The 13,939-nt window shown below is 66.7% G+C and carries 6 protein-coding genes; all 6 read left to right on the forward strand.

Translation table 11 applies throughout. From position 1 onward, the window contains the following. The first annotated feature begins 26 nt into the window (after window positions 1-26). The 6 genes from A4C63_RS22830 to A4C63_RS22855 all read left to right on the forward strand — a co-directional run bounded on the left by A4C63_RS22830 (window position 27) and on the right by A4C63_RS22855 (window position 13,682). The gene (locus A4C63_RS22830; protein WP_063914712.1) at window positions 27-4,565 is read left to right on the forward strand and encodes a DUF6603 domain-containing protein; all 4,539 of its coding nucleotides are present in this window, start codon (window positions 27-29) and stop codon (window positions 4,563-4,565) included. After that, window positions 4,562-6,067: a hypothetical protein gene (locus A4C63_RS22835; protein ID WP_063914713.1), complete on the forward strand. Its 1,506-nt coding sequence runs from the start codon at window positions 4,562-4,564 to the stop codon at window positions 6,065-6,067. The genes A4C63_RS22830 and A4C63_RS22835 overlap by 4 nt, the downstream gene beginning before the upstream one ends. Further along, on the forward strand, window positions 6,064-6,921 hold the full coding sequence (locus A4C63_RS22840) for a hypothetical protein (protein ID WP_063914714.1): 858 nt from the start codon (window positions 6,064-6,066) through the stop codon (window positions 6,919-6,921). Before A4C63_RS22835 ends, A4C63_RS22840 begins: the two co-directional genes overlap by 4 nt. Beyond that, window positions 6,918-10,628: a hypothetical protein gene (locus tag A4C63_RS22845; RefSeq protein ID WP_063914715.1), complete on the forward strand. Its 3,711-nt coding sequence runs from the start codon at window positions 6,918-6,920 to the stop codon at window positions 10,626-10,628. Before A4C63_RS22840 ends, A4C63_RS22845 begins: the two co-directional genes overlap by 4 nt. A 5-nt stretch (window positions 10,629-10,633) precedes the next feature. Beyond that, window positions 10,634-12,466, forward strand: coding sequence for a hypothetical protein (locus tag A4C63_RS22850; RefSeq protein WP_063914716.1), 1,833 nt, complete (start codon window positions 10,634-10,636; stop codon window positions 12,464-12,466). Window positions 12,467-12,698: 232 nt separating this feature from the next. Then, entirely contained in the window at window positions 12,699-13,682 is a 984-nt protein-coding gene (locus A4C63_RS22855; protein ID WP_063914717.1) for a ribose-phosphate pyrophosphokinase, read from the forward strand. Window positions 13,683-13,939 lie beyond the last annotated feature (257 nt).

Raw genomic sequence — 13,939 nt, forward strand, 5'->3', positions numbered from 1 at the left:
CCGATCTTTCCTGGAGGCACCACCCTATGACCGCCATGAATGCCGTTACGCAGGACCTGAGCCAGTTGCAGGCCCAGCTCAAGCAGAAGATCGACACCGCCGGCAGCCTTGCCCTGGGCGCTGGAACCACGGGTATCAGCGCCCTGGATAGTCTGTTCGGTGCCTGCAACGTGACCCTGGCCAGCACCAGCATCAGCGACCCCGGCAGCGCCTGGCCGGCCAGTTTCAGCGTCAGCGGCACGCCCAGCGGCGAATGGACGCTCAACGGCCTCGGCGCCAACCCCAGCCTCTGCCAGCTGACCCTGACCTTCACCCAGAGCGCCCAGGGCCAGGCCATCAGCGCCAGCCTGAGCAGCGTCGCCAGCGCGACCCTCGGCCAGAGCAGCCTGACCTTCAGCGGCAGCCTCGACGACAACAACGCCCTGGTCCTCGACCTGACCCCGCCGGACAGCCGCCTGCCGCTGCTGGCGGTAGGCAACTTTGCCTTCGCCAACCGCTTCGGCGGCTGGCTGCCGGTAGACCTGCCGCTGTTCGCCGACATGCCGTTCAAGCAGATCGAGGTGGTCGCCAGTTATGGCGGCAATGACGACACACGCTGCGCAATCACCACCGGGGTCAGCGGCGACTGGTCGCTGGTCCAGGGCGGCCCCAGCCTTACCGGCGCCTGGGTGACCCTGACCAGCGCCAGCCAGACCGAAATGGACCAGAGCGTCACCCGCCTCAGCGGCACGGTAGGCGGCAGCCTGCAGATCGGCGGCCAGCCATGGACAGTGACCGTCAGTCTCAATGGCAGCAGCCAGGTGGCCATCCTGGTCAGCGCCGACGGTAACCGCCAGCCGGCCCTAGCCGCCCTTGCCGGGCTGATCGCAGGCGATGCCGCAGCCACCGCGGTGAGCGACGCGGTGGCCAAACTACCGCTGGCCAATCTGGTGCTGGACAGCGTCGAGATTGCCTTTGACTGGCAGCAGCGCCAGTTGCTCAATGCCAGCGTCAGCGCCACCCTGCCCTTCACCTTCAACCAGGCCCCGGCCGACCTGCTGCTGTCCATCGGCCTGCCTCCACTGCAACTGGGCGGCAATCTGTCGCCGATGACCCCGGTGAAGATCCGCGACGTGCTGATCCAGTACCTCGGTGATGCCGGCGGCTTCCCCGATACCACGGTGACCAAGCTGGCCTTCGACACTGTGCCGGCGGAAGGCAGCTACAGCTTCGCCCTGGGCATGAGCGAGGTGTTCAGCGCCGGCCCGCTGGCACTGAACAACGTCGATGTGAACATCGTGAAAACCAGTGACGCCACCACTGGCTCGATGAATGCCAACCTGACCCTGGCCGGCGTCGATATTGCCGTCGCAGCGGCCTACGACAAGGGCTGGAAGATCTCTGGCAGCACCGCGTACGGCCAGCCGCTAGCCATCGGCAAACTGATCAACGACCTCACCCGGCAATTCAACGTGACCTGCCCCGCCGCCATCAGCGAGCTGGAGCTGCAGAACCTGGCGGTCAGCCTCGACACCGGCGCCTCGAAATTCACTTTCGCCTGCGAGGGCAGCTTCCCCATCGCCGGCACCGAGCTTGACTTCAGCGTCGACCTTGAACTGTCGAAACCCAATACCGCCTGGGAAGGTAACTTCAACGGCAAGGTGGTGATCGGCGCGGCCACCTTTGGCGTCACCTTCACCCAGGACAGCAAGGTCAAGATGCTGCGCGCCGAGCTGGTACCCACCGCCGGCAAGACCCTGGCCCTGGTCGACCTGGCCCAGACCTTCGCCATCGACCTCTCCGGGGTGCCGGCGGAACTGCTGCCTGTACTCAAGCAGGCCTCGTTCACCTACGACTTCAACAAGTCGCAGTTGGTACTTACCGCCAGCACCGAGAAGGTCGCGGTGAGCATGGTCAGTGTGCCCAGCGACCAGGGGCGGATCTACGCGGCGGTGGTGGACATCGCCGTGGAAGCAGATATCTCGCAGTTGCCGGTGGTCGGCAACGAACTGGCGTCGATCCAGCAGGTCGGCCTGGACGGCATGGGGCTGGTGATCGCCTCTGCAGTATTCGACAAGGACCAGGTCGACGCAGTCAATGCGGTGATTCCCAAGGGCCAGCCGCAGGTCCCGGCGCTCAGCGTCGAGGGCCGGGTGGTGCTGTCGGCCAACCTGATGCTCGGCGACCAGCCGGCCAAGCCGCTGCAACTGGCCTTCGCCAAGCCATCGAAGCCGAAGCAGGCGCGGCTTGCCGCGGCCAACGAAGACACCGCGCCGGTACCTGCCGGTACCGCCAAGGCTCAGGGCAAGTGGGTCAATGTGCAGAAGAGCTTCGGCCCGATCAGCCTCAGCCGGGTCGGCGTGGCCTACCGCGAGCAGCGCGTGTGGTTGATGCTCGACGGCGGTTTCGCCATGGGCGGCATCGAGATCGACCTGATCGGCGCGGCCATCGCCTTCCGCCCGGTGCTGCCGCCGAATCCCGACGGTGCCTCTCTCGACGGCCTGTTCATCGGCTACGACAACGGCTCGGTAACCATCAACGGCGGCCTGCTCAAGGTGGTCACCGAGGATGCCAAGGGCAACGAAGTCACCGAGTACGACGGCCAGCTGATGCTCAAGGTGCCGAGTTTCCAGCTCTCGGCCATGGCCTCCTACGCCTCCCTCGATGGCTCGCCGTCGTTGTTCGCCTACGCCGTGCTCGCCGCCCCCATCGGCGGCCCGCCCTTCCTCCAGGTGGATGCACTGGCGGCAGGCTTCGGCTTCAACCGCGACCTGATCATCCCTGGCCTCGACAAGCTCGAACAGATGCCGCTGATCGCCGCGGTCAACGGCGGTTCGCCGTTCGCCGGCAAGGATGCCTCGCAGGCGCTGAAGGTGATGCACGAGTACGTGCCGCCTTCCTATGGCGACTATTTCCTTGCCCTTGGCGTGCGGGTTGCTTCGTTCCAGATGATCAAGGGCTTCATCCTTGCCGCCGGCAAGCTGGGCAACGAGTTCGAGATCGCCTTGCTCGGCCTGGCCTCGGTGTCGGTGCCGCCGCAGACCTCGTCGCCGATCGGTTATGCCGAGCTGGTGCTGAAGGCGTCCTACAACTTCAACCGTGGCACTCTGTTCCTCGGTGCGCAACTCACCGCCAACTCCTTCATCCTTTCCCGCGACTGCCACCTCACTGGTGGTTTCGCCGTGGCCGCCTGGACCAAGGACAACCCGGATAACCCTTACGGCTACAAGGCCGGCGACTTCGTCGTCTCCCTCGGCGGCTACCACCCGGCGTTCAGCAAGCCGGACTGGTACCCGGACGTACCGCGCCTGGGCTTCAACTGGAACATCACCCGTGAACTGACGGTCAAGGGCGGCCTCTACTTCGCCTTGGTGCCGTCGGCGGTGATGGCTGGCGGCAGCCTGGAGGCGGTGTGGCAGAGCGGTGATCTGCGCGCCTGGTTCAAGGCCTGGGTGGACTTCCTGCTGGGCTGGAAGCCATTCCACTACGCCGCCGACATCGGCGTCAGCCTCGGCGCCTCGTACAAGGTTGACATCGGCATCACCTCGTTCACCGTCAGCGTCCATGTCGGCGTGCAGATCCAGCTGTGGGGCCCGGAATTCGCCGGCACCGCCACCGCCGACCTGTACGTGATCAGCATCACCATCAGCTTCGGTGACAGTAACAGGAACGAGGTCAAGCCGATCCAGTGGAGCGACTTCAAGAGCTCGTTCCTGCCCGGTGGCGGCAGCGCGCCGAAGGCCGCACCGCGGGCCCTGCTGCTCGCCGCCCTGCCGGCCAGCCTCAACGCCGCCACGCCGGTGCAACAGACCGACTCAGTGTGCCTGGTGCGGGTCGCCAACGGCCTGCTCAAAGACCTCGCCGGCGTCAACGACATGGACTGGGTGCTCGACCCGGAACGCTTCGAGCTGACCACCTGGTGCGCCCTGCCGAGCAAGCAGGCCAGCTACACCGGGGCCGGCGCCGCGCAGAACATCACGGCCAGCAACACGGCGTTCGGTGTAGGCCCGGTGGGGGTCAACAACGACTACTTCGAGTCCAGCCATACCGTGGTGATCAGCAAGCTCGACGGCGAGATGAGCGCGGAGGACATCCGCGTCGACGTCAGCGCCGTGGTGGAAAACCTGCCGGCAGCGACCTGGTCCGTCAACGCCGCCCTCGACCCAAGCCTGAGCAACCTGAACGACACGGCCCAGCGCGCCATTCCCAACGCAATGACCGGCCTGCGCATCAAGGCCAAGGCCGACAACCCCGACGTCACCCCGCTGCCAATCCAGCTGAGCGTGCTGCGCGAGGAAATCGAGGCCAGCCGCGTGGTGACCTGGATCGCCCCCACCGTGCCCGCCGCCACCGGCTATGACCAGGCCAACGCCATGGGCCAGTTCACCAGCGCCCTGACCAACACCACCGTGGCCAACGCCCGCAGCGCCATCCTGGCCCAGTTGGCCGCAGCCGGGGTCACGGTGAGCACCCAGGTCAATGTCGACCTGCTGGCACAGAACGCCGCCAACACCCTGCTCAGCGCGCCCCAGCTCTCGGTGCTCGGCGCCCAACCCACCACCTCCTCAGGAGCCGTCCGTTCATGATCAAGGCCTCTTCCACGCCGTTGAGCGACGGCAGCGTACAGTTCGTTGCCCACTGGCTGCCGCCGCTGACCGCCGGCAGCTACAGCATCACCGTTACACAGCACCTGCAGAACAGCGACCCGAACGCCACCGCCGATGCCGCCTTCGACGAAGCCTTTGTCAACACCCGGCATTTCGCCGTGCGTGGCGAACGCTTCCGCCTCGACGACAGCGAGCTGGTGTCGCGCTTCCCGCCGCCGGACAACCAGGGCGAATACCAGAACGTGCTGCCCCACGTGATCTTCAAGCGTCGCACCCTGCCCTGGGAGCGCTCGCCTGAGCTGGAGGCGGACAACGCCGCGTGGCTGGCTCTGCTGTTGTTCGAGCTGGACGAAGCGCCGCCACTGCAATCGGTGCTGGCCGGCGACCTGCAACGCCAGGCGTTCCCGCACAGCGCCGAAGCGGCCAAGGCTGGCAAGTCGACGCCCAGCAGCCTGCCGGCCAGCACCGCCAGCTACCCGGACGGCTACGCCCTGCTCGGCACCGCAGGCAATGCACCCACCTTCACCCTGGCCACCGGCGAGCAGTGGTATGACCCCTGCCAGGTGATCGACGTACCGGCCGACCTGTTCGCCGCCATCGCCCCGACCCTCGACGAACTGGACTGGCTGGCCCACGCTCGCAGCGTGGTGCTGACCCAGAAGCAGGCGCAGGACGACGACGAGCAGGAAGGCAACTTCTCGGTGGTGGTGGGCAACCGCCTGCCGGCACCGAACCAGAAATGTGTGGTGCACCTGGTCTCCCTGGAAGGCCTGGCGCGCTACCTGCCCACCGGCGACGGCGAAACCGCCGCGGCGCTGACCCTGGCCGCCGGCGGCACGGCGGACAAACTACGCCTGGTGTCGCTGGCAAGCTGGTCGTTTACCTCCCTCGACCCACAGGAAACCTTCAGCGGCTACCTCGAAGGCGTTGATTGCGCACCGCTGCGGCTGCCCGCCCCGGTGAACGCCAGCGGCAGCACCGGGCAGGCCGTTGGCAACGCCTTCGCCATGGGCTACACGGCGATGAACCACCAGACCCGTCTTGGCGACACTACGGTGTCGTGGTACCGCGGCCCGTTACTGCCATTTTCCTCGTCGCCAGTCATCGTCCCGCCACCGGGTGCCGCGCCACTGGTGGTGGCCGACCAGGCGGTGCGCTTCGATCCGGCCAGCGGCTTGATGGACGTCACCTACGCCGCTGCCTGGCAGATCGGCCGTGGCCTGGCCCTGCAGAACGCCCTGTTCGCCAGCACCCTCTACGCGTGGAAACGCAACGAAGCGCGCAAGGTGGCGCAAAACAGCGAAACCCAGGTCCTCAGCTTGCGCCTGCAGGCCTCGGTGACGCCGAACTCGGCGTTGCGCGCACTGAGTGCCGCACCTACCAGCCAGCCCGGCCTGCGCGGCCTGGCCATCGGCCTGATCGCAGAATCCCTGGCCGCCCAGTGCGCCCGCTCCTCCAGCTCGTCGGAGACCGCAGAATGACCCGGCTCGCCCAGCGCAACAGTCAGTTCCTCAACCTGCAGGCCATGGTCGCCGAGCCACAGTCCGGCCTCCTGCGCGCCAACAGCAGCGACCCGGTGCCCGACGAACTCACCCAGTGGCTGGGCAGCCTCGCCGTTCTCAAGGGCCTGCCCTTCGGCTACCTGGTGCCGGACGAGGCCATGCTGCCGGCGGAGTCGATCCGCTTCTTCGTCCTCGACCCGAACTGGATCAATGCCCTGCTCGAAGGCGCCACCAGCATCGGCCGCTCCTGCACCTTCGACGCCGACATCGACGCCCAGCTGGTGGCGCGCCTGTACGCGGCGGTGTCGCCGGCGACCACGGTCAGCGGCTTCGTCCTGCGCTCCAACGTGGTCAGCGGCTGGCCGGGCATCGAGGTGCGCGCCTACGACGCCAACGGCTCGCTGCTCGACGGCGTGCTGCGCCAGCAGGTGCTGGCGCCCACCGTGCTGCTGTTCATGACCACCGGGCAGATCTGCCATGTCGATATCGGCGAGCCGTCCGAAGCCATGCACTTCGGCGTCGATATCGGCCAGGCGAGCAAGTCGCTGCGCTATGTCACCGTGCCCAAGACTGCACCGGCCAACACCCGTCCCGGCGACCAGATTGACGGCGCCAGCGTCGCCGTCGGCTACCGCGCCGCCGGTGGTGGCAAGCGCGTGCTGAAGATTGCCGACCTGGCGAAGAGCCTGCAGGCGCAGCTGGTGACCAGCAACGCCAACCTCGCCCCGGACGGTACCCAGCGTCCGTTCACCCCGGCGGAGTTCGCCCTGGAGCTGGTGGAAGGCGTGCAGACCGTGCGCTTCAGCAATCAAGACAAGGAGGTTTCGGCATGAGCGACAGCGGTCTGATCGTCCCCATCGATGTCACCGCCCTGGTCATCGGCAAACCCGACGCCAGCGCGGTCAATGGTTTCGCCGCGGTGGCCAGCAACTTCGCCCTGATGCCGACGACCCAGGCGGTGGGCCCCTACCTGGCGCAGAACCTGTTGCCCAAGCCATTCGACGCGGTCGACAGCCAGGACGCCATGCAGCCTGGTATCCACCTGCACTGGGCGCTACCCGACAGCCTCGCTCGTGGCCGTACCGACGGTGGCAAGGTGGCCTTCCTGCAGGCACCGAACCTGTGGCTGGTGACCCGTTTCGCCGGCGGCAACGCCGACGGCAGAACGGTGCAGACTGCCTGGGTGATCGAGAGCGACCAGTTGCAGCAGGTGCAGGACCAGACCCTGCCGCAGAATATCTATTCGCGGGCAGTGCCGGTGACCCCGGACCTGACCGGGGCCAGCCAGCCGTTCCTGTTCCAGGGGCGGGTCTACCGCCAGGCCGACTGGGCCGGGCGCAACGGCGGCACCTATGCCAGCAGTAACACCACCGTGGGCTACGGCACCCCGGCCTATGCCGCGGCGTATCCGAACTGCCCCAACGTGTTTTCGTTCTGGGACCCGCTGGACGATGACGACGCCAAGGCCTTCACCGCCGAGACGCTGCTGTCCTACTCGGTGGTGGGCTGGTACGCCAACAGCGCCAGCGACCCGCTGACGACCCTGGTCTATCCGGCCAGCGCCACCACCGTGGAGGCGCGCCAGGCCTATATCGCCCAGACCCTGGAATGGGCGGTCAGCGGTAGCCCCGACGTGCCCAACCGTACCGTGTGCAACGGCCTGCTGAGCGGCCTGACCTGGGATCCACAACGAGCCTGGCTGACCCCGCCGAGCGCCGACGGCATCGACGTGGTCATCGCCGACAATACCGCCGAGGCGGTGGCGGCGCTGATCCAGGCGCGCAACCCCGGGGTGGCCGACCTGGAAACCCTGCTCAACGTGTTCCAGCAGGGGCTGCTCCACGAACTGGGCAAGGTCGGCGGCGCGGCTGCGGCCGACGAAGCGGTGCACCAGGCCGGCTTCGCCACCTACCCCGGCGGCACCGTGTGGCTGGCACGCCAAATCACCGCGCCAGGCGCCGATCCGTCCGCGGCCAACGGTCAGTTGCCGGACGATGCCGTGGAGCAGTTGGAGCGGGTAAACCGCCTGCAGCGCAGCCTCGACGGCCAGAGCGCCGACCTTGATGCCCTGCGCCAGCAGCTGTTCGTCGATTGGGCCAAGTTCATGCTCCTGCAGTTCAACAAGGCCAACCCGACCGCACTCACCGCCGACCAGGCCCGTGCCTTCATCAAGAACTACGACCTGTCGGCGGTGACCGCGCTGGCGGGCAGCAAGACCAGCAGCGGCAGCATCGCTACCCTGCAGACCCAGATCGACAGCGCCCTGGCCGCCCTGCAGAAGACCCTCGGCACCGGCTGGGAACTCAAGCCATCCTCGGCAGCGCGCTTCTGGCAGCCGGCCGATCCGGTGATCCTGCTGGCCGGACGGCCCACCACCCAGGCATCGGCGCGGCATGGCGGCGATGGTCGGTTCCATGCCGAGGGCCTGCTCGGTTGCCGGACCGGCAACCAGTTGGTCAGTGGTCTGCGCGTGCATGGCTCACTGTTCACCCCTGATGTGACGCTGGCCAGCGCACCGGCGGGCGCCAGTTATCCGCCGGAACTCGGTGCGCTACTGGCCGAATCGCTGACCCTCGACCCGCTACGCGCCTCGGACCTGGCCCGGCAGTTCACCCAGGGCAACGGCGCGCAGCGCCTGGCGGCGATCGCCAGCGACACCCTGGCAGAACAGATCGCCAGCGCCCAGCGCGCCGCCCGTGGCCAGCACCTGCTGGCGGCCGACGCCCGCAGCGGCGCCGCCAATACGGCGGTGGCCCTGGTCGGCAACGCACCGTCACCGGTGGGCCTGAGCACCTGGTCGCAACCCTGGCTACCGACCTTCCTCAACTGGGAAGTGCTGTTCTACCCCTACCACCGCGTCGGCCTGGCCGGTAGCGGGGACGACTATGTCGCCGACGCGGTGACCGGCTCCTTCACCCTCGATCCGGACGGCCTGGACTTCGACGCCGTCACCGGGCTGACACCCGATCCTGCGTTCCAGACCTATTCCGGCACCCTGACCCTGGCTGGGCGCACCGAACTCAACCTGCAATCGCAGATCGAGGTCTACCTCAAGAACTACCCGGACGACCCCAATGCCAAGGTCCTGCAAGGCATCCTCGGCCAACTCGACCTGCAGGCCATGGCGCAGAGCCTGACCGGCTTCAACCAGGGCCTGCTGATGCGCAGCCAGACCCTGCAACTGCCGGTGGTGGACGCGCTGAGCCCGTCGCTGATCCTGCGCAACTTCACCAACACCCAGGTGGCCCCGGCGATCGACGGCTTCAACGTCGCCTCACCGGCGCCAAACAACGGCTTCAACCCGCTGCGCTGCGGCGAACTGCGAATCAACCGTCTGCGCCTGGTTGACGCTTACGGCCAGGCGGTAGATTTGCCGAAGCCGACGCCGATCATCGCCCAGCGCCTCAAGCAGCGCCTTGCCGGTGGCGAGGTGGTCGACAACGGCAAGATTGTCCTGCCGCCGCGCCTGACCCAGCCGGCGCGCCTGCAATTCCGCTGGCTCAGCGCCGAGGATGGCCAGGCCGAGTGCTCCGACCAGGGCCCGGCGCCGATCTGCGGCTGGGTGCTTTTCAACCACCTTGACGACAACCTCACCGTGTACGACGCCGACGGCTCGCCGATCGGCTCGCTGAATACCGTCGGCCCGCGCTGGCAGGGTGCGCCAGGTAGCGCCAACTGGTCCCGGCCGTTCGACCAGGTGATGGCCTCGATCAACCCTTACCTGGCCAACTTCGTCCGTGCCCTCTACAACCAACCGCAGGGCCTGGGCTTCCTCCAGGCCCTGCTCGCCACCCTCGACCAGGCCAGCGGAGCCAGCGGCCCGGCCGCGCCGACTGCCGACCCGAGCCTGAGCGTGCTGATCGGCCGGCCGCTGGCGGTGGTCCGTGCTGCCCTGCGCCTGGAACTGCAAGGCCAGCCCGCCGCCGACAACAGTTGGCCGGCCTTCGCCGCCAGCGTCGGCCTGAGCCCGGGCCAGCCGCGGCCCAGCGCTGGCATCGGCAACGTGAAATTCCCGGTGCGCCTGGGCGACCTCGGGGTATATGACGATGGCCTGGTGGGCTACTTCGTCGAGGACGGCAGCGCCGACCAATGGACCACCTTCTACTCGCCAGCGGCCAGCGGAGGCAATGGCGTGGTGCCAGTCGATGTGAGCAAGACCTCACTGAGCCCGGTCCCCGCCTCCGACAGCGGCGACGGCCTGGCCCTGACCCTGCTCATCGACCCTCACGGCTCGGTGAACGCCACCGCCGGCATCGTCCCGGTGAAGACCATCTGCATCCCCCGCGCCCAGTGGCAGCCAGCGCTCGACGCGATCGCGGTGACCTTCCTGACCACGCCGATGGTCGGCGCCGGCACGGTGATGCCGGTACCGGTGCCGCAGGAAAACGGGTTCATCTGGGAATGGGTGACGCGTAACCCGGGCGCCACCGGCTGGAGCAACCTCACGCCCGGCTCGGCGGTGCCCACCGCGACCCTGGCGTCCCCGCAACGCATCGAAGAAGGCTGGCTGCGGCTGGTCCGCGACAACGGTAGGGAGTGACCCGGATGAGTGCCATCGAGTACAGCATCGCCAACAAGGACGGCAAGCCCGTGGCTTACCTGAACCAGGCGCAGACCCTGACTCTGACCCTGACCAACGCTAGCGGCGCCGACCTGGAGCTGGTCGGCAGCCCACCGGTGCTGGAGACCGAGGCTGACAGCAACACCAGCCTGCTGTACCTGTTCCTCGGCAGCCTGGTCAGCGACCCGGCCACGGTGCAGATCAGTTGCCCAGGCTGGACCCCGCAGTTCCAGAACACCCCGCAGGGGCCGGTGTGGTGCCTGGCCCAGGCAGAGAACAGTACCTTCAAGGACAAGGCGAAACTGACCGTGACCCTGGACGGGGTCAACATCAACGGCCAGCCCGGCCCGCGCCAGGTGACCGTCGATTGCTGGTTCGGCGACGGCGACTCGGTGCAATTGCCGGTGATGGCGCAGAACGATCCGGGCAAGCTGCTGCCGCTGAACCTGGTTTTCGCCCTGAATGGCGGCAACGTCATCTACATCACCGAGAAGGCCGATTCGCCAATGACCTGCTCGCTGGTGTTCCGCCTGAGCAACCCATCGCCGGACACGCCCATCGTGCCGGAGGACGTGCCCTGGGGCCCCCAGGCGCCGAGCTTCACCCTGTCCTTCGTCTATGCCGACAAAGGCGACGGCTTCGGCGCCCTCACCACGGCGGAGCGGGCCGCCAGCTTCACCCGCCAGACCGTGCAGGACTACGGCAACCGCTGGTCCATCGCGCCCAGTACCCAGGGCTCACCGAGCTGGACCCTGACACCGGACCAGCTGACCAACAAGCAGATCCTCGGCACCGGCGAACAGGCCAGCTTCGAATTCATGCTGGGCAACATCGTCACCCAGCTCAAGGCCGGCACCACCCTGGCCTACCTGCAATGGAGCAACATTCCCGGCTACCAGGACGGCTACCAGACCGTGGCGCTGGTCAAGCAGGCGCCGACCCCGGGCATCCTGCGCTTCATGACCCTCAACGCCAGCGTGATCAGGCAGGGCACGCCGGTGCAGCTGAACTGGCAAACCTTCGCCCTGTCCAAGCGCACCATCAGCTGGAGCCAGGACAACAAGCCCTACCAGGTCGTGGTGCCGGCCAACGCCAGCGCCTGGGAGCCGGACCCGCAGCCGGACGACACCGTGACTTACACCCTCGACGGCTACGACTTCAACGGCAACAAGGTGCCCAATGCCCAGCAGACTGTCAGCGTCATCGCCAATGCACCGGTGATCAATAGCTTCTCGGTGAGCCCGCGGGTTGCTGCATTCGAGGGCGCCAACCCCAACGTACAGGTCACCGGCAAATGGCAGGCGAGCAACGTCAAGACCCAGCAGCTCAATGGCACGCCGGGCCAGTCGCCACAGACCATCGGCCTGAACAGCGCGGGCGACGTGATATTGCTGATCACCGGGTTCCAGGACCAGATGACCTCGCAGTCGCAGACCGTGTACAGCACTCCCGGGTACATACAGACCTTCGTCTCCACCAGCCAGGTCAGTGGCGGCACGAACGGGCCGCTGATCAGGAACGTGCTCGCGTTCGACCGTGGAGCCTCCACCGGCACCTGGACCCTGATCCGCAGCGACGACCTGGCGACCCTGACCCTGGTCAGGCAGGGCTTCACCTGGAGCACCAGCGAGCTGAACATCAAACTGGTCTTCAACGACGGCAGCACCACCGCTACCCTGAGCTGTGCCTTCGGCAACCTGACCCTGACCGTGCGCAGTGGCAGCGCTGACGCCAATGGCCTGCAGCCACTGGCGATGCTGGTGCAGAACGCCGCAGGGCAGAATGTACCGGTGTTCAGTGCGGTGACGACGAAGTGATCTGCCACCAAGCTCGACCAACTCGGTCAATACGCCAGTGAGCCTGGTCTTCGCCCCCTTGAGCAGAGCGAAAACGATTAACCCACCAAGGCAAAGGGCATCGTCGATGCGGCTTTCCACATGTTTTGACCTGCCCAGTGCCCGCCCGCTGGCTATGCTCGACTTGATAATCATCAAACCGCGCAGTGGCATGCCGCTTATGTTGCTGTGAACGACCTCTGGAGCGCAGTCCATGAATGGCACACCGCCGTTACTGTTCGCCCTGCACGGCAGCCAGGCCTACGGGAATGCCGTGGCACAACGCCTGGGCTGGAGACTGTCTGAACATGAAGAGCGCGACTACGAGGACGGAGAACACAAGTGCTGGCCTGTCGAATCGGTCGACGGTCGAGCGGTCATCGTCTTCCACTCGCTCTATGGTGACGCGCACCACAGCGCGCACGACAAGCTGTGCCGTCTGCTGTTCTTCTGTGGCTCGCTCAAGGACGCCGGCGCCAGCCAGTTGACGGCAGTCACGCCTTACCTGTGTTATGGCCGCAAGGACCGCAAGGCGGAGTTTCAGGACGCTACCATCACCCGCCATGTAGCTCGCCTGATGGAAAGCTGCGGCGTGGACCGCGTGGTTGCGCTGGACGTGCACAACCCCAGTGCCTTCGACAACGCCTACAGGATCCCGAGCTGGAACCTGCAATGCACCCAACTATTCGCCCAACACCTGGCCCCGCTGGTCGGTGAGCAGGCAGTCACGGTTTTGTCGCCAGATATCGGTGGCATCAAACGCGCCGAGCAGTTTCGCCAGGTCCTGGCGGAGCTGCTGGCGCGCCCGGTCTCGGTGGCCATGATGGAAAAGCACCGCCAGCAGGCGGGCCTGAGCGGCGAACATCTGGTCGGTAACGTGGCAGGCAGCACTGTGATCGTGTTCGACGACCTGATCAGTACGGGGCAGACGCTGCTACGCGCTGCCCAGGCCTGCCAGCAGGCCGGAGCCAATCGCATACTGGCCGCTGCCACCCACGGTCTGTTCACCACCGGTGGCGAGCTGTTTGACAACGGCGCGTTCGAACGGGTGCTAGTGGCTGACAGCGTCGCGCCCTTCCGCCTACCCGTGCGATGCCTGAAGCAGTTGGATATCGTCGATACCAGCATCCTGGTCGCCGAGTTGCTTGGCAACCGCCGGGGCTCTGGTACTTCTCCTTCGTCACCTGCACCACGATAGGGTTCGGCGGCACCTCAGGCGTCTGGGTGCGGCGTCCAGTGCCATTGCGCAACCTCAAGGCGAGGCACGCATTCGAACACAGCCAGCACCAACCGGTAGCGGTCCAGGTTGTAGCGCATTGAAGTCACTGTCGGGCAAGCCATGCGGATGCTGCGCAACTCTGCACGATGCGGTCCACCGAGCGCACGAAGGCAAGCCGAGCTTGCCAGCCCGTGGCCGATGCATCCAGGCCCGGAGTTTCGCCCTTGCTTGTGTAT

This window comes from Pseudomonas sp. p21 (assembly GCF_001642705.1).
GTDB lineage: Bacteria > Pseudomonadota > Gammaproteobacteria > Pseudomonadales > Pseudomonadaceae > Aquipseudomonas.